The following is a 20,630-nucleotide window of genomic DNA, read 5'->3' as shown; positions in this document are numbered from 1 at the left end:
GTCAGGTGCGGGTCGTGACGAGCTCGTCGAACGAGGCCTCGACACGGCGGACGAGCCAGGACGGGAGGTTCGCGAGGGAGATGAGGACGCTGTCGAGGAGCTGCGTCGTACTGTCGCGCAAGTCTTCGGAAGCACGAGGGATTTCGAACTTGTCGCGGTCCACCTCGGTGGTGAGCACGTACAAGATCGCTTGGTCGATCGCGCGGCGGAGGGCGCGGGCCTCTTCGGCGTCGATCCGGATGGCGCGCTCGCGACGCGCGGTCTCGAGGTAGCGCTGGAAGAGGTGCCCGAGCAAGAAGGTGCTCACCCCGAAGCGCACCGGGGAGAGGAACCCGAGAGGGCCGAGCCTGCCGAGCACCTTGGCTGACGCGAAGAGGGCGGCCTCGGCGAGGAAGCCCCGTGGCCCGGCGACTCCCGTCGGGCTCGCGAGGATGGCGCGCGCCTCGGGGGTGAGGGAGAGGCCATGACGTGTGGCCACCTCGTGCGCGAGCGTGCCTCGGATTTGCCTGACGACCGCGTCCGGGACCCACGGCAACGGGACGACGCCCGTGAGCGCTCCGAGGGTGGTGTAGACCCCCATGCGGCTCGGCCCGAGCGTGCGCGCGGCGAGGGTGCCGGCTCCTTCGCGTGACTCGAGGGCGTCGTCGTCTTGGCTCATGCGATCCTCCGTGATGGGCCGGCCCGTGCCGGGGGGGCGCACTCTACGCCAAAGCGCCCGCGACGGGCGAGAGCTCGAGGATCGTGACCCCCGACTCGAGCGCGAGCGCGAAGAGGTCGCCCGTGCCCACGTCTTCGGAGGACCCGAGGTCGACGAGGAGCCTGGGCGGGGCGCCGAGCGACGAGAAACCACGGCGCACGAGGGCCGCGGAGAAGGCCTCTACGTCCCCCTCGACCACGACGGAGAAGCGGCGCTCGCGGGCGGCGAGGTCTGCCGGGGCCCCTTGAGCCAAGAGCTCCGAGCGGCCGAGCACGAGGGCGTCGTCGGCCTCGAGGGCGAGCGGGCTCTCGAGCGGGATGCGCGCCGCGAAGAGCGCCCAGCGGACGGGAGCGAGCGCCTTCGCGACGACCTTGGCGAAGCCACGGGCCACGTCGTCGTCGAGTCCGTAGGTAGGGTCCTCGAACACGATCGTGGACGCGCCGGTGGCGAGCGCGGCGGCGAGCACGGTGGCTCGGCGGGCCGTCGTCACGCATTTGTCGAGCCGCGTTCCGGCGACGGGCCCGAGGGCGAACGCGTCGAGCGCGGCCTTCGCGCGGGCCTTCGCCTGGGATTTTCCAGGGTTGGCGAGGCGCGCGGACCACTCGACCCACGCGGCCGGCGTGAGCTCCCCTGGGAGCGCCGGGTCGCGTGGGGCCACTCCGACGAGGGCCGCACGGAGCGCCGCGACCGGCTCCCTCCCGGCAACGCGCAGCTCGCCTCCCACCACGGGGAGCTCGCCGGCGAGCGCACGAAAGACGGGCGACGAGGCCCCGAAGACGAGGATTTTTTCGCCGGAGGTGGCGAACGACAGGCCTTCGACGGCGATCCCGGAGGCGTCGTCGATACGGAGCGCGCGAGCCTCGAGCACACGAAGATCCACGCTCGAGAGCCTAGTTCACGGCGAGACCGTTCGCGACAGGATCGTGCCCGGGTTGACCGGGGGGCGCGGGTGTGTCCACATTTCGGACACATGCGCCCCGTGCTTCGACCTCGCGATCCCTCGGCGACGACAGAAGCGGCGCGCCTCGTCGAGCGGGCGGAGCAAGCCCTCGGCGACGCCGACGTGAAGAGCGCGAGGTCGCTCGCCGAGGCCGCGGTGAGCCACGCCGACAGGTCGCCGAGCGGTACGGACAGATCGGCGGCGCGGAGGATGCTCGCGATCGCCTTGCTCGAGGGAGACGACGCGGAGCAAGCCGAGCGCGTCGCGAGGGAGGCCTCGCGCATCGCTCGCACGGCTCGCTCGTTCCGCGATCGAGCGCTCGCGGAGATCGTGCTCGCCGACGTGTCTCGGGCCCGGGGAGAGTACATCGGCGGGCTCACCCATGCCTCGCGTGCGCTCGCGCTCGCCAAGAGGACGAACGACACGAAGACCGAGGTGTTCGTGCTCTCCGAGTACGCGCTCTTGCTCGGTCGGCTCGGGGATCACGAGCGCGCGCGGGAGGCGTTCGACAGGCTCCTGCGAGCTCCGCTCGACGAGCTCTCGCCCGTGCTCGCGTTTCGTGTATTTTGCAATCTTTCGGGAGTACATCGCGCGGCAGGTCGGTTCTCGGAGGCGTTCGAGGTGCTCGACCGTGCCGAGGCCGCGGCCGCGCGGGCGACGGGACCGGGAGGCGACGCGCGCAAAGAGACCGGCCGAGCCGCGCGGCTCACGCTGCGCCACGCGCGCATCCGCATCTTGCTCGACGTCGGCGCGCTGGACGAGGCCGACGCGCTCTTGGCGGAGACCACCTACGACGACGACGCGCCGGCGTGGAGGGCGGCCGAGCACCTCGCGCTCGAGGCCGAGCTGTCCCTCGAACGGTCGGACGACGCGAAGCGCGCCATCGCCCTCGCCGAGCAGGGGCTCGCGCTGAAGGGCCTCCTGAGACCGGTGCGGACGGCGCTCGAGCACGTGCGCGGCCGTGCGATGCTCGCGATAGGCCGCGCCGCCGAGGCGGAGCGCACGGGCATCGCGCTCATGGGCCTCGAGGCCAACGCAGGCATTCGCCTCCACGCGGCCGAAGCCCTCGCGCTCGCGGCGAGAGCGGGCCCACCCGAGGCGTGGCTCCTCCGTTGGCTCGGCGCGCTCGCGATCGCCGGCAGCGGCGCCGCGGGTCGTGTGGAGCACGAGGCGTGCGCGGCCCTCGTGCACGAGCCCGAGCCCATCGGAGGGCTCGCGCGGAAGACGCTCCCGATGCTGCGCGCGCGCCTCGTCGATCGCACGCCCGAGGCCCATCGCGCACGGTTCCGAAGGTTGCTCTTCCAGACCGAGCGTCGCCTCTCGGAGCGCCGGACCCGCAAGGCCTCGACGCTCGAAGATTTGCGGCTCGCGGAGCCCGTACGTCGCGCGATGAGCGAGGTCGGGCTCGTGGGCGAATCCCCTTCGATCGTGCGCGCCGTGGCGACGGTGGCGCGCGCCGCGAAGAGCGCGACGAGCGTGCTCTTGCTCGGCGAGACGGGCGCCGGCAAGGAGCTCTTCGCGCGGCTCGTGCACCGGCTCTCGGAGCGGAGCGGCGGGCCGTTCGTGGCCATCAACTGCGGCGCGTTGCCGGAGCACCTGCTCGAGGCCGAGCTCTTCGGTCACGAGCGCGGCGCGTTCACGGGCGCCGACAGGGCGCGCCAAGGGCTCTTCGTGGAGGCGAACGGGGGCACCCTTTTCCTCGACGAAGTAGCGGAAATGACTCAACAAATGCAGGTCAAGCTGCTGCGCGTCCTCGAGGACCGCGAGGTGCGGGCGATCGGCAGCAACAAGCCTCGCAAGGTCGACGTGCGCATCGTCGCGGCCACGCACCGCGCGCTCACCGGGCTCGTCGAGCGGGCCGCGTTCCGCCAGGACCTCTATTATCGCCTCGCGGCCCTCACCGTGCCCGTGCCTTCGCTCCGGGAGCGCCTCGAGGACGTGCCCCTCGTGGCGCGCGCGCTCCTCGCCCGTGAGCCGACGACCAAGAACCACAAGCTCGACGTGCCCGCGCTCGCGGCCCTCACCGAGCACACTTGGCCGGGAAACGTGCGTGAGCTCGGCAACGTGCTCCGGGCGGCGGCGGCGCTCTCCGAGGGCCTCGTGATCGGTCGACCCGACATCGCCGTCGCCATGCAGCGCGCGCCCGCGGTCGGCCCCGCGCAGGAGAACGATCTCCCCGAGACCACCTTCGACGCGCTCAGGGCGCGGCACGAAGCCGAGCTCCAGACGCTCGTCGCGCGGGCGATCGCGGCCGCCGACGGCAACAAGCTCGAGGCCGCACGGGCCCTCGGCCTCTCGCGGCAGGGCCTCTACCGCATCCTGGAGCGCCGGACGTGACACGGTACGGTGCGGCACGGTGCATGGTGCACGCACCTCGCTGACGAAAATGTGCGGCACGGCGCTCGCAAGGGGTACGATCCGTCGAGGTGAACGTGCCAAAGAACGAAGCATTCCAAACCGCACGCGACGCATCCGGGGGCGAACGCCCTCGTCGCGCGGGGCTCGTCCCCCAGGTCGTTTCGCTGGCGATCGTCGCAGGGCTCGTCGTCGCGTGCGCGAACCAAGGAGGCGACCAGGCCATCCCGCCCATCGTGCTCGGCATGACGTCTCAGATGGCCGCCCTCTACGAGGACGACCAGACCTCGATCTTCCAGGTGACGACGCCCGTCACGTTGCCCATGCGCATGCCCACGGCCGAAGAGTCGGCCGCGCTCGGCGCTCAAGCGCCCTACCCGCGCGGACCGTTCCAGCTCGCCGCCGACACGCGCATCACGGTGCGCTACACGCTCTCGAACCTGGACGACGAGCCTCGCGTGGTCGAGCTCCTCGTCGATCCGTGGAACGAGTTCGTGCGCTACGTGCCGGGCCTCGCGGCGGGCGGCGAGGGCGAAGAGTCGATGAACCCGAACCCGAGCGGCATCGATCGGTGGTTCGTGATTCCGCCCAAATCGCGCATCGAGGGCATCCTCCCGCCCGACGATTTCCTCGAGCTCGCCGCCGATCTCGGCACCGCCATGAACATCGCTGCGAGGCCTGCCACCGGGGCGTTCGCGGGGCCCGGCCTCTTCAACCGGGTGTTCAACGCGCAGAGCCGCTCGAGCGAGCCGGACCTCCTCGTCGATCCGTACAAGGTGCAGGTGGCCGCTGGCATCGTCGGCTTCGATCTGGGGCTTCGCGCCGCCCGCGCGGGCAACGTGGCCGTCGAGATCGTGGTCGACGTCGAGGACATCCAAGGCAAGCGTGTCATCCCGGTGGGCAACCCCGACAACCTCACGCCCATCGGCATGCCGGGCGCGGAGCTCACCCCTCCCGCCGCGCCACGCGAGATGAACTGACAGCGAAGGCGGCGGCTCGCGAGCCCTATGAAAAAACCCTCGCTTCGTCGAAGCGAGGGTTTCTTGTTCTAGCGGAGAGCAAGGGATTCGAACCCTTGGGAAGCTTGCACCTCCACCTGATTTCGAATCAGGCTCCTTCGGCCACTCGGACAGCTCTCCGCCGACGGTCTTCTCAGAAACGGCCCTCGGTGTCAAGCGATAGCGAACGGCCCCCGATTCATTCGTGCTTGCGGCAGGTTACGGCCCGAAAACGACGACGCCCGGGGCCCCACCGTTCGGGGGGACGCACCGGGCGCCTCGTGCGACGGAGCCTCGTCGCGCGTTACTTCGGGGGCTCGACGATGATCTCGACGCGCCGGTTCTGGGCGCGGCCTTCGATCGTCTTGTTGTCGGCGACGGGCTTGTCGGCGCCCTTGCCCACCGCGGTGACGCGATCGGGCGCGATGCCGCGCGACTTGAGGTACGTCGCGACCGACTCGGCGCGCTTCTGCGACAGCTCTTGGTTGTGCGAGGCCTGGCCTTGGTTGTCCGTGTGGCCCTCGACGGTGATGCGCGAGTCGGGGCTGTTGCGGACGAGCGCCTCGCCGACCTGATTGAGCTGCGCCATGGCGCCGGGGAGGAGGTCGCTCTTGTCGGTCTGGAAGAGGACGCCGCCTTGCAGCGTGATGACCATGCCGCGGTCTTCTTTTTTGACGGCGGCGATCTTCTGAAGGTCGGCGAGGGCCTGGGCCGCGCGCTTCTCGGCCTCGGCGCGGGCGGCGGCCTCGCGCTTCAGGTCGTCTTGGGTCTTCGAGAGCGCGTTCTTGGTGTTGGCGAGCTCGGCCTCGGTCTTCTTCAGGGTCTCGGTCTGGTACTTCTGGGCCTCGACCTCGGCCTCTTTCTTCTCGCGCGCGGCGACCACGGTGCGCGCCGTGGCGGCAGCGAACTCGGCCTTGCGCACGGCGACGTACGCCTTGTCGCGAGTCTCCTGGTCGTCGCCCTTTTCTTTGAACGCGGCCTCGGCCGAGTCGAGCGACTGTTTGGCGTTGTGGAGCTCGACGAGGCTCTCTTTGCCGGCAGGTCCCTCGGCGGTCGTTTTGTAGGCCGAGCGCGCGTCGTTGAGCTCTTTCGGGGCGATCGCCTCGGCGCATCCGACCGACGAGAGCGAGAGCGCGCCGAGACCGACGAGCGCCGCGAGACGTTTCATGTTCACGAGCTTCATCACTTACCCGCCTTCATCGCTTTGACCTTCTCGATCACCTCGTTCGCTTCGGCGCGCGTGGTGTTCTCTTTCGCGAGCTGCACGGCGAGCTCGGCGTCGGCGTTGGCGCGCGCCAGGATCTCGTCGGCGCGGCGGTTGTCGCCCGAGGCGATGAGGGCCTTCGCCTGCTCGATCTGCTCGTTCGCGTACTTGAGGTAGAGCGCGGCTTTCGGGTCTTTCTCGGCGCCGAGCTCTTTCGCGCTGCGCGAGGCGGCCTCGGCCGACGACAACTTCTCGGAAGGCGGCGGGAAGCTCCCACCACAGCCTGCAATGGCCACGAGGGCGAGGGTGCCCAAGACGAATTTGCTCATGTTCTCCTCGGCCAGGCTGTCGCCCGGACGAAGCGAGGCTACCATTTTCGTCCACGCGTTGAGAAGGCTTGGACCGAAAGGTCAGCCGCCGTCCGAGGCGTCTCCGGGCCCGGTGTCTCCGGCTTCTTGCGCGTCGAACGACCCATCGGTGACGGTCGCGGCGTCGCCACCTTCCGACACGTCGAACGCCGCGTCGGCCACGGCGTCGCCGGCCGGGGCGTCCTCGAGCCCGGCGTCGAGCGCGAACGCATCGGTGCCCGCGTCGGCGGGAAATTCCGGCTCATCGTCGCGCGAGAGGCGGTCCAAGATCGTGCACCCCACGAGCACGGACAAGAGCGGCGCGAGCACGAGCGCGGCGCGGGACGTGGACCGAGGAGCCATGCCCGCACTATGGACGCATCTCGCCGAAGCTCAAAATACGTGGCCTGGAAGGCGCCGGTGTACGAAAGACGCCTACGTTCGGCTCACTCCGCGGCCGCGGCCATGTCGCGGTGGAGCTCGTCCTGCGGGTGCGGGGCGACGGGCGAGAAGCCGAGACGTCGCTCGAGGGCTTGCACGTTCTCGACGATCACGCCGCGCGTCGCGTCTCTCAGGTTTTCGAGGGCGTGTGGCCCCGTGAAGCTCGCCGGGTCGATGGGCGCGAGCACCTTGGCGATGGCGCGCGCCTCACCGAAGCCGAGGGAGCCCTTGGGTCGGCAGCGCCGTGTTCCGGCGAGCGCGAGCGGGAGCACCTTGGCGCCGGTCTCGAGGGCGAGCTGGAAGGCGCCCGCCTTGAACGGGAGGATCGAGCCGTCGCGCGAGCGCGTGCCCTCGGGGAAGATCATGACCGAGAGGCCGTTTTCAAGCGTGTTTTTGCAGGCTTCCATCATCTCGTGGGCGCTCTCGCGATCGCCGCGGCGGATGGGGATGTCGCCGCCGAGGCGGAGGAGCCAACCCGCGAGGGGCACGTCGAAGAGCTCGGCCTTCGCGACCCAGCGCATGTCCCACGGGAGGTGGGAGAGCAAGAACGGATCGGCCTGGGACTCGTGGTTCGCGACCACCACGTACCCGCGGTGATCGATGTCGGCCGGGGGCTCCCCTTCGACCGTGAAATGCCACAGAGGCGAGAGGCTCGAGCTCGTCTTCCCGAGCTTGCGCACCCATCGACCGGGGTACCGGGGCACGGGGTCGTTTCGGTGAACGAACGCGGAGGCCGCCGTGACGGGCAGCACACCGACGAGAGAAGCGAGGAACTCGGCGTACGTGTACGCCTCGGCGACCGTTTTGTTCACGACGCACAGCGTAAGATCGGGGAGGCGCCCGCGCCCGTCAGGCTTCGGTCAGGAAAGGTGCGAAGCCTACGACGCGGTACGCTTGCATGATGCACACGATCGTTCAGCCGAGGGCCACGAGAGACGCGTCGGCTTCGGCGAGCCCGTCGTCGACGAGGTCGATCGGGGAGCGAGAGAACCTGCGCGCGACGGCCGCGGGGCGAGCGTCTCCGGAACGTTCGGCCAGCGTGGCCTCGTGCACCAAGAGGGCGAGCGCGAGGGATCGCCCGAGGGTGAGCGCGAACCTGCGCGCGCCGGACTCGAGCGCGTGAGGTCCGCGCGCGAGGGTCTCGAGGGCCCACGCCTCGGCGTGCGCGAACGCGGAGCGAGCGACGTTGGCCGCGGCAGACACGGAGACAGGTGCGCCCTCGGTGGCGCGCATGATCTCGACGCGAAGCGGCTCGAGCGAGCCTCCGCGCGCAAGAGCACGGAGCACGTCGAGGGAGAGCACGTTGGTCGTGCCCTCCCAAATGGGGAGCACCTGCGCGTCACGGAGGAGCTCGGGGAGGCCCGTGTCCTCGACGTACCCGGCGCCTCCGAACGCCTCGAGGGCCTCGCTCGCGACGGCGACGGCCTGTTTTCCCGTGGTGAGCTTGACGATCGGCGTGAGAAGACGCCCGAGCGCGCGCTCGGCCTCGGTGGCGACGCCTGCCTCTTCGCGGCCGAGGATCTCGACCGCACGAAACGCGAGGCAGAACGCGGCCTCGGTCTCGGCCGTCATGGTCGCGAGCGTGTCGGCGTGGAGGGGCTTCTCCGCGAGCGGCGCGCCGAAGGCCACGCGCTTCGTGGCGTAGTCGCGCGCGATCGCGACGGCCTTTCGCGTGCCCGCGGCGGCGCACACCGCGTTCCAGGTGCGGGTCACGGCGAGCATCGGGGTGATGTTCTTGATGCCGTCGCGGAGGCCGACGACGGGCGTGGCGATCGCGCCGTCGAGGGTGAGCTCCGCGGTCGGCACGTTGCGGGTGCCGAGCTTGTCCTTGAGCCGGTTGATCGCGATTCCATTGAGGTTTCCGCCGGCGTCACGGGTCTCTAGGTAGAAGAGCGCGAGGCCGCTGCCGCCGGGGGCGCCGCCTTCGGGCCGCGCGAGCGTGAGGGCCATCTCGCTGGTCGTCGCCGAGGTGAACCATTTCGTACCGTAGAGCCTGTGCACGCCGTCGACCTCGCGCGCGACCGTCTCGGAGATGGCCACGTCGCTGCCTCCGGTGCGCTCGGTCATCCACTGGCCGCTCGTCCACGCCATCGAAGGATCGCGGCTCGTGAGCCTCGGGACGGCCCGCGCGACGAGCTCGGCGTTCTTGGAGGTGACGAGCGTCTTCGCGGCGCCGTCGGTCATCGCGAGGGGGCACGAATAGACGTCCCAGGTGGGCTCGAGCAGGTAAACGAGGGCGAACTGATGGATGCGCGAGTGCTCGCCGGTCTTGCGTTCGTACGCGGTGCCCACGACGCCACGCTCGGCCGCGACACGCTGCGCGCGCTTCCAGAGGGGCGAGAGCTCGATGCGGTCGATGCGCTTGCCCCACGCGTCCCACGGGACGAGCTTCGGCTCGGCCTTGGGGTCGGCGGCCTTGATGGCGGCGAGCTCACGGGCGATCTCGGCGACCTCGCGGAGGTCGTCCAGGATGGGACGGTGGGCGTCTCCAGGGAGATGGCGGGCGAGCCAACCGCGGAAGAAGGAGTCGCCTTCGAGCGGGTGCGGGTGCGACGGAGGGGTCTGGAAGAACGCCATGGGCGCGATCCTACCGCGGGGACATGCGGTGCGCCGCTCGCCCGTGACGGCCGGGCGGGGGGGCGCGGGGAGGCGCGGGGGGCGTCGTGTGCGCGGTCGTGCGAGGCACACGTGGGCGGGCCAAGGCACATGTGGCACACACGTGTGCCACGTGGGGCGGCGCAAGTGCGCTTCGGGCGCGCTTCGGGCGGGAAGATCCGACCGACGTTCGCGCCAAGTAACTGAATTTAATCATATTCGTCTTTTTCGACGGGCCTTGGCATCACGTGTGCAGAACGTGCCACCATGAACCTACGAAGCGCCCGTCTCGCCGTCCTCGGAGCCATCGTCCCCACCCTCTTCGCCTCGGTGGCACACGCGGAGAGCCCCGCCCGGCCCGCGGCAGAGCCCGCCCCAGGGGCCGCGGCGCCCCCGATGAACGCCGCCGAGATCCAGACCGCAGCCGTCGTGGCGCCGAGCAGCGGGTCCACCTTCTCGGTCGTGCTCGGGTCGAAGATTCGCTCGTACCACCAGCCCATCGACGAGGGCGGCACCCCCGGCAGCCCCGGCTTGGCCGTCCTCGGCACGGGAGGGGGCACCCGCATCCTCGCCACGCGCGGCAGCGCCGGGGAGCTCTTGGTGGCCTACGGGCCGCGCACCATCCGCTTCAATGGAACCGAGAGACCGACCGTCACCGAGCTCGGCGATCGGGTGGTCGTGGGCCTCGGCCAAGCAGGAGCGAAGGCCCCCTGGCTCGCCGTGGCCGACACGAAGGGGCTCGCGATCACGGCGTTCGGTGCGGCCAGCGCACCCGGCGTCGCCGTGCCCACCCCCGGGATCTCGCAGGCCCTCGACCTCTCTGGTTTTTTCGCGAACGACACCTTCGGCATGGTCGCGTACCCCGCGGGCGACAAGGGCACGGCCGTGGTGCGGCTCGACGACAAAGGCGCTCCTGTCGCGGGCGAGCCCATCACCCTCGACGGCTCGGGCATCTCCAAGGTCACCCTCACCCCGCTCGGAGCCGACGTGCTGCTCACCCAGTGGACCGGCACGAGCGCGAAGGCGATCAAGCTCTCGTCCGACGGCACCACGCTCGACACGAAGGACCTCCCCGCCGACACGCTCGCCGTCATCGCCGACCCCAAAGCCCCCGAGGCCGCCGACGCTTGGGTGGTAGGCTCCGCGGGCGACGGCACGTTCACGGCCACCTCGTGGAGCAGCCTCACCGCCGCGGACACTACGGCTCCGAAGAAGGTCACGCTCGGGACCTCCGTCCAAGGAAAGCTCCTCGATGGGGCGTGCTCGGCGAAGGGATGCCTCTACGTGTTCTCGAACGAGCAGCGCTTCACGTACACGACGATCTGGGCACCGCGCGGAGGCGCCCCGAAGGCCACGGAGGTGAGCGCGCCGAACGAGCCCGGAGCTGGCGGTGGTGGTGGCGGTCGACCGGTCTACCCGGGAACGACGCAGGAACCCGTATCCGAGGTGTTCGTGGAGCCGTCGTCCGGGTGCTCCGCCGCCTCGACGCACGCCGGAGGCGGTCTCGGCGGTGGCCTCCTCGTGGGCCTCGGAGCGCTCGTCGCCACGGCTCGACGCCGCCGCACGTCCTCGCGTTGATCGACGGCCGCACGAACGAACAAAGGCGATGTGGTTTCCCGTGGGAGGCCACATCGCCCTTGTTTTTTCGAGAGATCGTTCAGGTGAGCGCGGGCCGGAGCACCTCTTCGAGCGTGACCTTGCCGCGGACGCTGCGCCCCTTGCCCTCGAACGACACGAGCCCCTTGCCGAGCCCTTCGGTCATCTCGCGGTAGAGGCCCGCCACGTTCGCCGAGAAGCCGAACTGCGTGAGGGTCGGCACCATCGCGTCGATCGGGAGCACCGCGGGCTTCACCTCGCGACCGAGGATCTGACCGGCGATGCGCGCCGCATCGGCGAACGAGTACTCTTGTGGACCCGAGAGCTCGATGACCGACGTCTCCTTGGGCGGCGAGAGCAGCTCCTCGGCGGCGACACGCCCGATGTCGTGCGTCGCGATCATGGGGAAGGGATACGCCTCGCCCCCACCGAACACGGGGAGCACGCCGTCGGCCTTCATGGGGTGAGCGTTCGCGAGGATGTTCTCCATGAAGTAGGCGGCGCGCACGAAGGTGAAGATCGTGCCCTTGGCCTTGGGCAGGGTCTGCTCGGCGTAGTGCGTGATGACGATGGGGCCCGTGCCCGAGGGCTGCTGCGCCGCGACCGACGAGAGCACCACCACGTGTGGGACTGGGCTCTTTTGGAGCGCTCCGACGAAGGCGTCGACGATGCGTTTGCCGCGGCCGACGAGGTCGTCGCTCGACGCATCCGGGGGTACGAGCATGTACGCGCCCTTGGCGCCCGCGAGCGCCTTCGCCACGGAGGCCTCGTCGAGCACGTCGGCGGTGACGACCTCGGCGCCCTTCTTCGCCAGCGCCTCGACCTTCTTCGCGTCGCGCGCGACCACACGAACCTTCTCTCCCCGACCGAGCAGGGTCTCCGCGACGACTTTGCCCGTGTTCCCGTTGGCTCCGAAGACGACGATCATGGCTCTCTCCTTGACGTTCGCCGAGGCGCCTTGCCCCGGTTCGCCGGTCTCTCCCGGCCGACGCCCCTGAGAATGCGCCTCGCGCCTTCATCTCGCCAATGCATTGGCGCTATCTTCGTCATGCATGAAACGCATGACGAAGACGGCCGCGCAGCTCCCCGAGATCGAGCTCCTCCGCGTGCTCGACCACCTGCATCGTGAGCGGCACGTGACACGGGCGGCGCGCACGCTCGGGCTCAGCCAACCCGCCGTGAGCCGCGCCCTCGCGAGGCTCCGAGACGTCTTCGGCGACCCGCTCTTCGTGCGTGCCCCGCGGGGCATCGTGCCCACCCCGCGCGCCGACGAGATCGCCCCGGAGGTGCGCGAGGTCCTGCGGCGGGCCGAGGCGCTCGTGCGCCCTCCCGAGCTCGCGCCGGCCTCGCTCGAGCGGACGTTCGTCGTCGGGAGCGTCGACTTCGTCGAGGCCGAGCTCCTCCCGCGCCTCGCGTCGCTCTTCGAGGTCGAGGCGCCCCGTGCCTCCGTGACGTCACGCCCGCTCGGGAGCGACGCGAGCGAGGCCCTGGCGACCGGGCGGCTCGACCTCGCCGTCGGCGTGAAGCCGACCCTCCCACGCGACGCCATCACGACGCACCTCTTCGACGACACGTTCGTGTGCGCGGTGCGCGAAGGGCACCCTACGGTGCGCCGGGCGCTCTCGCTCGAGGCGTTCACCAAGGTGTCGCACGTGCTCATCGCGCCACGTGGAGAGCCCGGGAGCCCCGTCGACACGGAGCTCGCGCGCCTCGGCCTCACGCGTCACGTGGCGCTACGAACGTCGACGTTCCTCTCGGCGCCGCTCATCGTCGCGAGCACGGATCTCGTGCTCACCGGGCCTCGGCGCGTGCTCGTCCCCATGGCGGCGCGGCTCGGGCTTCGGCTCGTCGCCCCGCCGCTCGAGCTGAGGGGCTTCTCGGTGCACGCCGCGTGGCACCCACGAGTGCAAAACGAGCCCGCACACGCGTGGTTTCGAGGCGTGGTGAAGCGCGCGGCGAAGGCGAGGTAGCGCGCCTACGGGACGATCTTGATCGCGTAGGTCTCGAGCGGGCCACACGCGACGATCGAGCCGTCGCCGAGCTTGCAGAAGCCGTCTTCGTTCCCCGCGGGGCTCTTGCCCGTCACGAGCTCGCCCTTCAACGCGAGGCAGACGCGAGAGCCCGCGCTCATGCGGCCGTCGAGGGACGACTTCTTGACCTCGACCTTGGGGCCGGCGCGGAGGACGCGGTAGGCCTCGCAGTCGAGCGCGGCGCCCTTGAGGCACGATTTCCCAAGGGTTACGCGCTCTTTCGCGAAGACGAGCAGCTCGGTCTTGCCGATGCCTTCGAGGTCCCACATCTCGGTCGTGGCCGCCTTCGGATCGAGCTCGGGCGCCCCACCTTGCGCCTGCGCTTTGGAGCACCCCGCGCTCACGATCCCCGCGAACACGAGCCAACGCACGGACCTCGTCATGGAGCACCTTCCGATCGAAACGTGACCGAGCCGCAGCCGGCCATGGCGAAGCGCGCTTGAAATCCCGAGGCCGTGACGGTGCCTTCGATGTCGGCGGCCTCGAGCTCGTCGGACTCGTCGACCCAGTCGCCGGCGTCGAGCTTGAGGTGCCCCGAGGCTTGGGTGTAGGCGCCCGAGAGCTGGTAGATCCCTCGCGCGCCGCCACGGGATTGGGTCACCTCGGCGGTGGCGTGCACCTCGTCGTCGTCGAGCTCCGTGATGCGAAGCACGATCGCGACCGGGCCCGTGCGGCAGTAGCTCGTCCCACGAAAGACCTGACCCTCGCGAAGGGGCCCGGTCCCCGGACGGCGCGCGGGCGCACCGGCGTCGCCCGCGTCTTCTCCGATGGGGAGCACGGCGAACTTCGCGCCGCTCGGGAGCACGGGCGCCTCGACGAGCCCTCCCCCACCCCCGCACGCCCACGTGCCCACCGCCGCCACGACGACGACGGGCAGGCACGACGAGAGCGCGCGGACGATGCGGGGAGACACCCCGCTAGTTTACCAAGGGACCGGGGGTCGGGCGCGTTTCCTGTGCCGGCGCTTCGGCAGCCTCTTTTTTGGCGCGTTCGGCCATCACACGCTCGACCTCGGCGTCCATCTCGCCGCGGACGATCTTGCCCCACATGACGAAGTCCGCCATGAGCGACCAGCGCGGGTACGTGAAGGTAGCGGGGCGGTTCTTCTCGATGAAGAAGTGACTCACCCACGCCGGGCCGTAGCCCATGACCGGCGCCACGGCCACGAGCCACTTCTTGCGCAAGAGCACACCGGCCGCGGCACACGCGAGCGCCGCCGTGGTGCCGACGAAGTGGAGCGTGCGCGTCTCCTTCTTGGCGTGCTCGCCCACGTAGAAGGGCCAGAACTCCTCGAACGACTCGATCCGCTTCTTTTCGCTCATGTCTTTGCCTCGCTCGACGAAATGGGAGCCGGGAGCATGGCCCCGTCGCGCGCCCCACGCAAGCCGACAACGACGTCTCCTCGGCGTCGCCACGCGTCATCACGGGCGGGGCGAACGACCACAAAAACGCCAAAGGTCTCGAGCAGTTGCCCAAGACCTTCGGCATCGGGTTCCGTCGACTCGGGTCAGTCGGCGGGGGTGAACACGAGGGGGTAGGTCACGGTGACCTGGCCGCCCTCGGGCGTGGGGAACGAGAGGTTCTGGTAGCTCCGCACGACGCAGCTCACCACGTTGCGATCGGGGAGGTCCGAGCCGCCGTCGGCCGAGAGCGAGACGGAGCCGTCACGCGAGATGACGAACTTCGTGACCACGCGACCGCCGAGGCTCGGGTTCGTGCGGAGGCCCGCGTCGTAGCAGTTGCGGAAGCGACCGAAGTTCGCACGGACCACGCGCTGGATCGTCTCGGCGGGGAGGTGACCGTTCACGGTGGGCGTGCCCTCGCGGAGGGGCTTCGGCGCCTTCGCGATGTGGGTGCCCTTCACGATGCCGTGACCGTTGCCGATGCCGTCCTTGCCGTTCCCGATGCCGACGCCGTCGCCGCCGCCTGCGCCGTGACCGAGGCCGCCGATCTTGTCGAGCCCGATGCCCTCGCCCACGCCACCACCACCTTCGCCGGTGCCCGAGAGGCCGAACGCGCCGCCCCCGGCGGAGTCACCGATGCCCACACCCCACATGCTGCCCATCGCGCTCTTCGGGTCGGCGCCCTGCGCGTCGAACGCGCCCCACTTGGCCGACGGAGCGTTCGGGTCGGTGGCCGAGGGGCCCGCCTTGGACGACATGAGGAGGTCGACCATGCCGAACGACTGCGCGAGCTCGAGGTCGGTCTTGCGCTGCACCTGCGGATCGCGGGACTCGCCCTTGAAGCCCCAGCGCGCGTTCGCCTTGGGGGCCGAGTCTTTGCCCATCGTGCCTTCGGCGCCCTGCGCGCGCTCGCCCTTGCCGCCCGACTCGGTGCTCGCCTGCTCGCCGCCCGCGTTCTCCTGAGCCTTGAGCTCGGCGGGGGCTTGGGCGTTCAGGATCTTCTGCATGTAGAGCAGGTTCTCGCGCGACATGGCCTCGGCGTCGTCCGGCCCCATGGCCGGCATGAAGTAGGCGAGGCTCGCGATGACGCCGAGGTGGCCGAGGAGCGACAGGCCCACGTACTTGGTCACGTTGCTCGAGAGGGCCCCCAAGAAGCCGACGCCCTTCGGCGCACGACCCGCGCGAACCCCGCGGACGATGTAGGCGATCTCGGTACCGGCGAGGTCGACACGCACGCTCTCGCCCTCGATGACACCGAGCTCGAAGCCCGACGAGGAGGCCTTCGCGCGGCCCTTGGCGACGAGGTCGATGGCGGGCTCGGACTTGGCGGAGCCGACGCTCACACGCGCGCCCTCGGGGATCATGACCTTCGGCATGCCGCTCGCGATCGAGACGAGCTCGAGGCGATCCCGACCGAGCGACTCTTCGGGGAGCACGAAGTCGACCGCCTCACCCGAACCGACCGCGAAGCCCTTGCCCGAGGGGAGGTGCGTCACCGAGAGCACCGTCTGACCCCAGAGCACCTGCACCTCGACGGCGCTCGCCATGGTCTCGACCTCGTCGTCGGAGACGCGCGGGCCGGCGGGCACCATCACGTAGCTCTCGCCCACCGGCACGGCCGCGGCCTTCTCTTCGACGCGAACGAACGGGTTCGCCTGAGCGAAAGCGGCGGGGAGGACGTCGGTCGAGAAGGCGGGCTTGAACGTGGTGGACATGGCATTCCTCACTGCCCGCGAGCGGGCATCGACGCGCGAGGGCGCGGCATGGGGTTACGAAGGCTTCGGGCGCGGGGACCGCCTGGGCCTCGGCTCTCGCCTCGTGCCCTTACCGACCGCCTTCGTGAGCATGGACAGGGGTCCTCACGAAAGGTTCCGCGGAAGCACGAAAAATCTCGCGGCGCCTCCGGATCCCGGGAAATGCCGCGCAAACGGGCACGAACGGGTGCGGCCGACGTGGGCTCGTCAGGGGCCAGGGGCCTTCGGGTCGAGCCCTTGGCCCTCGGAGAGGCGCACGGGCGCGCCCACGCTCACCTTTCCGTAACTGTAGGAAAACTCGATAAAATATCGCCCCTTGATGTCGACCGCGATGGCGCGGATGCGGAGCGGATCGCCCGAGGTCTTCATCTCGGGCATGGCGCGGGGGAACGCGAGCTGGGCCACGACGCGGGCCTCGCCGCCTTCGGGGGTGCGCCCGACCACGAAGCCGCACTTGCGAGAGATGCCCTCGGGGGTGCAGCCGCCGAACACGACGAGATCCTCGTTGGGAACGGGCTGCCAGAGCCACGCGCGATCGACCTCGAGCTGCGCCACGTCGCCGCCCCACTGGCCCTTGTCGAGGAGCGGGACGAGCTTCGCGGCGCGCTCTTCGGGCTTCAGCAGCATGGTGAGCGTCTTCCCCGTCGTGTGGGGATCGAGCACCACCTCGGCCTCGTTGCGCTCGCCCGCGCAGCAGCGAAACCCGAACGTCGGGTGCTTCTTGCTCGCGGGGCGCCCGATCGCGTTTGCGCAGCGGCCGACGATCTCTCCCGCTTCGGCGTTGCCCCCGCGGAGCACGGCGAGGTTCGGATCGTGCGTTCCGCGGCCCCAGGTGCTGTCGGTCCACTCCCACGTGCCGCCGTGCATCTCGAGCACCCCGAAGCCGCTCCGGCAGCTCGGGCGTTCGCCACACGGCTTGCGCGAGGCGAGCTCGGCGCTCTGCCCGGTCATGCAGAGCGAGCTGCGGTACGTCTCGCCGTACTCGTACGTGGTGTTGTCGGGGCCCTTGCAGGCGCGCTCCCACTCGAGCTCCGTGCAGAGCCGCTTGCCCTTCTCGGCGCAGAGCTTCTTCGCTTCGTCGCGCGAGACGTTGGGCTGGGGGATGGCGCCCGGCTCGTTCGGGTACGGGTAGATATCGATGTAGTACGCACCCATCTGGATGGGGGTGCCGGGGAGCTCCTCGGTGGCGACCCGCGGGAGCTTGCCGAGCGGGGTGCCGGCCTTCAGCGTGCCCGCGGGGACGAACGCCATGCCGGCGCGTGGTGCACCGGGCTTCGGGCCTGCGTCTTGGGGGCGGAGCGCGGCGAGCTTGGCGGCCGCGTCGACCTCGGGGCCCGCGTCGACCTTGGCGTCGGGCTCGGCTCCGGAGCACGCACGGCACCCGACGAAGACGGACGCGGCGCCCACGAGCGCCAAGGCGTTCCTTATCGGTCGAAGTGCGCTCATGGGTGCCCTCGGAAGAGCGCGAAGAGGACCGTCACCCCCGAAACGGCCCTCGGCGCGGCGTCAGTCTCCCTTGTCGGCCCCTTCGCGGAGCCCAAGCTCCTTCATTTTGAGCTGGAGACCTTTGCGCGAGATCTTGAGGAGCCTCGCCGCGTGGGTGACGTTGCCCCCCGTCTGCGCGAGCGCGCGGCTCACGATGTCGCGCTCGAGGCGGCTCATGGCCACCTTCACGTGCTCCTTCAGGCCGGCGTCGCCCGAGAGCGCGACCGGGATCTGCGCGTCGGGTGGGGGTGGGGTCATCGACGGAGAGAGCGCACCTCCGCGCACCTCGTGCGGGAGGTTGTCGACCGTGAGGCGTTGAGCGTCGCAGAAGAGCACGGCGCGCTCCATGACGTTCTCGAGCTCGCGGATGTTGCCGGGCCACGAGTACGCGGCGAGCACGTCGAGGGCGTCTTGTTCGACGCCTTGGACGCTCTTCTTGAGGCGCTCGTTGAACTTCGACAAGAAGTGCTCCACGAGGAGCGGGATGTCGCTCGCGCGCTCGCGGAGGGCCGGGAGGCGGATGGACACCACGTTGAGGCGGTAGAAGAGGTCTTCGCGGAACGTGCCCTGCGCGATGAGCTTTTTGAGGTCCCGGTTGGTGGCAGCCACGAGGCGCACGTCGACCCGGATCGTCTTGATGCCGCCGACGCGCTCGAACTCGCTCTCTTGGAGGGCGCGGAGGAGCTTCACCTGCATCTCGACCGGGATCTCGCCGATCTCGTCGAGGAAGAGCGTGCCGCCGCTCGCGAGCTCGAACCGGCCCGGTTTGGACGAGACGGCCCCGGTGAAGGCCCCGCGCTCGTACCCGAAGAGCTCGCTCTCGATGAGCTCCTTGGGGATGGCGGCGCAGTTGACCTTGATGAACGGCTTGTCTTTGCGGGAGGAGTGGTCGTGGAGGGCGCGCGCGACGAGCTCTTTGCCGGTGCCGCTCTCGCCCGTGATGAGCACGGTGGTGGGGCTGTCGGCGACGCGCTCGAGCACGGAGTACAGGTCGGTGAGGCCGGAGGAGCTCCCGATGATGCCGAAGCGGGCGCCGGGCACCTGCTCCGGGGTCTGCGACGCCTCTTCGCCCGCGAGCTGGCGCGTCTTCAAGGCCTTCGCGACGATCTGGCGGACCTCGTCCTTGTCGAAGGGCTTGGTGAGGTAGTCGAACGCGCCGGTCTTGAGGGCCTCGACGGCCGTGTCGATCGTGCCATGCGCGGTGATCATGACGATCGGGAGGTCGGGATCTTCGCGGAGGGCCTCGCGGAGGAGGGTCATCCCGTCGACCTTGGGCATGCGCAGGTCGGTGATGACCAGGTCGATGTGGTGCTCGCGGAGCGTGGCGAGGCCCTCTTCGCCATCTTCGGCGAGGAGGACGTCGTAGCCGTCACGGGAGAGCTGCGCGGCGAGAATTTTGCGCAGGTTCGGCTCGTCGTCGACGATGAGGACCTGCTTTTTTTCCGGGAGCATCGTGCGCGAGAGCTTACCAAAAAGCCCCGCCCACGCGGCACGAAAGGCGGGCGCGGCGCCCCGAGCCCGCGCGAACCGTCATCCGGCCCCCAGGCAGCCATTTTGCCGCGAATCGCGCCGTCGAAGCGCGTCGTCTCGTTCGCGGCGACCGAGGAGCACCCGTCGGTCGTCGCCCCAAAGGGCCAACGAACGGCCCGACATGCGATCGCAAGGCTTCACGGAGCCATGCGGACGCACGCGGAAGCTCCGTGAGGCGAGGGAGACGGGGGATCCGACGCGCGCTCACGGGCTTGCAGGGTCTGCAAGGGCGTGATCGGGCGTGTGTGGGGGCTCGGGCGTGCCTTGCATGGGCGTGATCCGACGCGCGTGGGAGGTAGGAGAGGGCGTGCGATGAGGCCGGGGGCGGCGGGGGCCATATGTGCGTCGGCGATCGCGGTTTGGACTTCTCGGCGGCTCAACGGCCTTGACCGCGCATCAGCTCGCGAAGCGCCTCCGTCGGCGCGGGCGGAGACTCGAGCAGCGTAGCGATCCGCTCGAACGCATCGTCGTCGAGCACCGAACGGGACGGGAGGAGCGCTTCGTCGGGCAGGTCCCGTCCCGCTTCGATGAAGTACAGCAGCGCTTGCTCGACCACGAAGCTTCTCTTGAGCCCGCGGCGCGCCGCGAAGCGATCGAGCTCCTCCTTCGTGGCCGTGGAAACCCTTGCCGAAATTCGCGCTGGGTCGTTCATGGTTGGCTCGGCCGGTTTATCCGTGGCGATGAGACCGCTACCCGATGGGCCCCCTAGAACCGCGTAGCCATCTTCTCCCCGTCCGTCCCCTCCAGGAACGAGGACCACACCGCGCGCATCGCGGCGGCTCCCGTCACGGTGCGTTTCCCTACCCCGTTCACCGCGAAGGTCGTGGTCTTCGTCGCGGCGTCGTACCTGAGCATCGCTCGTGTTCCTGGCGCGAGGTCGGCCCGGTCGCACGCCTGGGTGAGCTGCGTACCCTCCGTCGCCGACACCCCTCGCCGCGCGAAGCCCGAGGTCACCATCGCCCGGAGCTCCGAGCACGGCACCTTCTGCACCGCCACGATCAAGAGCTCTTTGTTCACGTCCGCGGCCACCAGCGCCGCGGGCGTGTGCTGCTTCGGCACCTCGGCGATCTCGTGGCTCACGGCCAGGCGTGGCCCCTGCGCGTTGCGAAGGATCAACGTGCCCGTCGGGTACATGCCGCTCGGCCCCCGCTCCCGCGCCGACGCGAGCGCCGAGCCGAGCACGACCGAAACCAGCGCCACCAGCGCGAGCCACCTTCGACGACGATTCATCCTGACCTCCGACCTCTTCATCGTG

Annotated in this window: 20 protein-coding genes and 1 tRNA gene; 4 read left to right on the top strand and 17 right to left on the bottom strand. The window is 70.1% G+C overall.

The genetic code is table 11. The features are described 5' to 3' along the window. Nucleotide 1: 1 nt before the first annotated feature. Nucleotides 2–658, bottom strand: coding sequence for a hypothetical protein (locus IPK71_08540; GenBank protein ID MBK8213784.1), 657 nt, complete (start codon nt 656–658; stop codon nt 2–4). Between the two features lie 43 nt (nt 659–701). Further along, entirely contained in the window at nt 702–1,577 is an 876-nt protein-coding gene (locus IPK71_08535; GenBank protein MBK8213783.1) for a hypothetical protein, read from the bottom strand. Between the two features lie 99 nt (nt 1,578–1,676). Between IPK71_08535 and IPK71_08530 the strand changes: the two genes are divergently transcribed. After that, nucleotides 1,677–3,974, top strand: coding sequence for a sigma 54-interacting transcriptional regulator (locus IPK71_08530; GenBank protein MBK8213782.1), 2,298 nt, complete (start codon nt 1,677–1,679; stop codon nt 3,972–3,974). 95 nt (nt 3,975–4,069) lie between these two features. Further along, entirely contained in the window at nt 4,070–4,972 is a 903-nt protein-coding gene (locus tag IPK71_08525) for a hypothetical protein (protein MBK8213781.1), read from the top strand. 72 nt (nt 4,973–5,044) lie between these two features. On the opposite strand, the gene IPK71_08520 is transcribed toward IPK71_08525, so the two are convergent. The 6 genes from IPK71_08520 to IPK71_08495 form a co-directional block, all read right to left on the bottom strand. Next, a tRNA-Ser gene (locus IPK71_08520) sits at nt 5,045–5,131 on the bottom strand. A 163-nt stretch (nt 5,132–5,294) separates the two neighbouring features. Next, complete coding sequence (locus IPK71_08515; protein MBK8213780.1) at nt 5,295–6,158, bottom strand: DUF4398 and OmpA-like domain-containing protein; 864 nt, start codon at nt 6,156–6,158, stop codon at nt 5,295–5,297. A gap of 14 nt (nt 6,159–6,172) precedes the next feature. Then, entirely contained in the window at nt 6,173–6,523 is a 351-nt protein-coding gene (locus IPK71_08510) for a DUF4398 domain-containing protein (GenBank protein MBK8213779.1), read from the bottom strand. Between the two features lie 81 nt (nt 6,524–6,604). Beyond that, nucleotides 6,605–6,904 (bottom strand): hypothetical protein, encoded by a 300-nt coding sequence (locus tag IPK71_08505; GenBank protein ID MBK8213778.1) that lies wholly within the window; start codon nt 6,902–6,904, stop codon nt 6,605–6,607. 83 nt (nt 6,905–6,987) lie between these two features. Then, the gene (locus tag IPK71_08500) at nt 6,988–7,794 is read right to left on the bottom strand and encodes a 1-acyl-sn-glycerol-3-phosphate acyltransferase (protein MBK8213777.1); all 807 of its coding nucleotides are present in this window, start codon (nt 7,792–7,794) and stop codon (nt 6,988–6,990) included. A 103-nt stretch (nt 7,795–7,897) separates the two neighbouring features. Continuing rightward, nucleotides 7,898–9,559, bottom strand: a complete 1,662-nt coding sequence (locus IPK71_08495) for an acyl-CoA dehydrogenase family protein (protein ID MBK8213776.1) — start codon at nt 9,557–9,559, stop codon at nt 7,898–7,900. A 285-nt stretch (nt 9,560–9,844) separates the two neighbouring features. On the opposite strand from IPK71_08495, the gene IPK71_08490 reads away from it, so the two are divergent. Continuing rightward, nucleotides 9,845–11,155 (top strand): hypothetical protein, encoded by a 1,311-nt coding sequence (locus tag IPK71_08490; protein MBK8213775.1) that lies wholly within the window; start codon nt 9,845–9,847, stop codon nt 11,153–11,155. A gap of 79 nt (nt 11,156–11,234) precedes the next feature. Here IPK71_08490 and IPK71_08485 read toward each other — a convergent pair whose 3' ends face one another. Further along, on the bottom strand, nt 11,235–12,101 hold the full coding sequence (locus IPK71_08485; GenBank protein MBK8213774.1) for an NmrA family NAD(P)-binding protein: 867 nt from the start codon (nt 12,099–12,101) through the stop codon (nt 11,235–11,237). A gap of 124 nt (nt 12,102–12,225) precedes the next feature. Here IPK71_08485 and IPK71_08480 point away from each other — a divergent pair, with 124 nt between their 5' ends. Then, entirely contained in the window at nt 12,226–13,143 is a 918-nt protein-coding gene (locus IPK71_08480) for a LysR family transcriptional regulator (protein MBK8213773.1), read from the top strand. 5 nt (nt 13,144–13,148) lie between these two features. On the opposite strand, the gene IPK71_08475 is transcribed toward IPK71_08480, so the two are convergent. The 8 genes from IPK71_08475 to IPK71_08440 all read right to left on the bottom strand — a co-directional run bounded on the left by IPK71_08475 (nt 13,149) and on the right by IPK71_08440 (nt 20,605). Next, nucleotides 13,149–13,586, bottom strand: a complete 438-nt coding sequence (locus IPK71_08475) for a hypothetical protein (protein MBK8213772.1) — start codon at nt 13,584–13,586, stop codon at nt 13,149–13,151. Next, entirely contained in the window at nt 13,583–14,116 is a 534-nt protein-coding gene (locus tag IPK71_08470; GenBank protein MBK8213771.1) for a hypothetical protein, read from the bottom strand. Before IPK71_08470 ends, IPK71_08475 begins: the two co-directional genes overlap by 4 nt. 4 nt (nt 14,117–14,120) lie before the next feature. Next, the gene (locus tag IPK71_08465) at nt 14,121–14,525 is read right to left on the bottom strand and encodes a DUF962 domain-containing protein (GenBank protein ID MBK8213770.1); all 405 of its coding nucleotides are present in this window, start codon (nt 14,523–14,525) and stop codon (nt 14,121–14,123) included. 185 nt (nt 14,526–14,710) lie between these two features. After that, the gene (locus IPK71_08460) at nt 14,711–16,321 is read right to left on the bottom strand and encodes an AgmX/PglI C-terminal domain-containing protein (GenBank protein MBK8213769.1); all 1,611 of its coding nucleotides are present in this window, start codon (nt 16,319–16,321) and stop codon (nt 14,711–14,713) included. A gap of 246 nt (nt 16,322–16,567) precedes the next feature. After that, nucleotides 16,568–17,806, bottom strand: coding sequence for an SUMF1/EgtB/PvdO family nonheme iron enzyme (locus IPK71_08455; GenBank protein ID MBK8213768.1), 1,239 nt, complete (start codon nt 17,804–17,806; stop codon nt 16,568–16,570). A gap of 60 nt (nt 17,807–17,866) precedes the next feature. Then, the gene (locus IPK71_08450; protein ID MBK8213767.1) at nt 17,867–19,297 is read right to left on the bottom strand and encodes a sigma-54-dependent Fis family transcriptional regulator; all 1,431 of its coding nucleotides are present in this window, start codon (nt 19,295–19,297) and stop codon (nt 17,867–17,869) included. Nucleotides 19,298–19,751: 454 nt separating this feature from the next. After that, nucleotides 19,752–20,027 carry a DUF1778 domain-containing protein gene (locus IPK71_08445; GenBank protein ID MBK8213766.1) on the bottom strand — a complete coding sequence of 92 codons (276 nt, stop codon included), beginning with the start codon at nt 20,025–20,027 and terminating at the stop codon, nt 19,752–19,754. Nucleotides 20,028–20,080: 53 nt separating this feature from the next. Beyond that, entirely contained in the window at nt 20,081–20,605 is a 525-nt protein-coding gene (locus IPK71_08440) for a hypothetical protein (protein MBK8213765.1), read from the bottom strand. Between the last annotated feature and the right edge of the window lie 25 nt (nt 20,606–20,630).

It is taken from the genome of Myxococcales bacterium, assembly GCA_016712525.1.
In the GTDB taxonomy this organism is placed as follows: domain Bacteria; phylum Myxococcota_A; class Polyangia; order Polyangiales; family Polyangiaceae; genus JAAFHV01.
The sequence above is the reverse complement of the archived record's forward strand: the minus strand, read 5'-3'. Positions and strand labels throughout refer to the sequence as shown.

Coding starts and splice junctions, on each gene's coding strand:
- IPK71_08475 (MBK8213772.1), bottom strand. CDS start 13,586: ATGACGAGGTCCGTGCGTTGGCTCGTGTTCGCGGGGATCGTGAGCGCG.
- IPK71_08495 (MBK8213776.1), bottom strand. CDS start 9,559: ATGGCGTTCTTCCAGACCCCTCCGTCGCACCCGCACCCGCTCGAAGGC.
- IPK71_08540 (MBK8213784.1), bottom strand. CDS start 658: ATGAGCCAAGACGACGACGCCCTCGAGTCACGCGAAGGAGCCGGCACC.
- IPK71_08490 (MBK8213775.1), top strand. CDS start 9,845: ATGAACCTACGAAGCGCCCGTCTCGCCGTCCTCGGAGCCATCGTCCCC.
- IPK71_08450 (MBK8213767.1), bottom strand. CDS start 19,297: ATGCTCCCGGAAAAAAAGCAGGTCCTCATCGTCGACGACGAGCCGAAC.
- IPK71_08460 (MBK8213769.1), bottom strand. CDS start 16,321: ATGTCCACCACGTTCAAGCCCGCCTTCTCGACCGACGTCCTCCCCGCC.
- IPK71_08510 (MBK8213779.1), bottom strand. CDS start 6,523: ATGAGCAAATTCGTCTTGGGCACCCTCGCCCTCGTGGCCATTGCAGGC.
- IPK71_08440 (MBK8213765.1), bottom strand. CDS start 20,605: ATGAATCGTCGTCGAAGGTGGCTCGCGCTGGTGGCGCTGGTTTCGGTC.
- IPK71_08465 (MBK8213770.1), bottom strand. CDS start 14,525: ATGAGCGAAAAGAAGCGGATCGAGTCGTTCGAGGAGTTCTGGCCCTTC.
- IPK71_08515 (MBK8213780.1), bottom strand. CDS start 6,158: ATGAAACGTCTCGCGGCGCTCGTCGGTCTCGGCGCGCTCTCGCTCTCG.
- IPK71_08505 (MBK8213778.1), bottom strand. CDS start 6,904: ATGGCTCCTCGGTCCACGTCCCGCGCCGCGCTCGTGCTCGCGCCGCTC.
- IPK71_08445 (MBK8213766.1), bottom strand. CDS start 20,027: ATGAACGACCCAGCGCGAATTTCGGCAAGGGTTTCCACGGCCACGAAG.
- IPK71_08455 (MBK8213768.1), bottom strand. CDS start 17,806: ATGAGCGCACTTCGACCGATAAGGAACGCCTTGGCGCTCGTGGGCGCC.
- IPK71_08485 (MBK8213774.1), bottom strand. CDS start 12,101: ATGATCGTCGTCTTCGGAGCCAACGGGAACACGGGCAAAGTCGTCGCG.
- IPK71_08480 (MBK8213773.1), top strand. CDS start 12,226: ATGAAACGCATGACGAAGACGGCCGCGCAGCTCCCCGAGATCGAGCTC.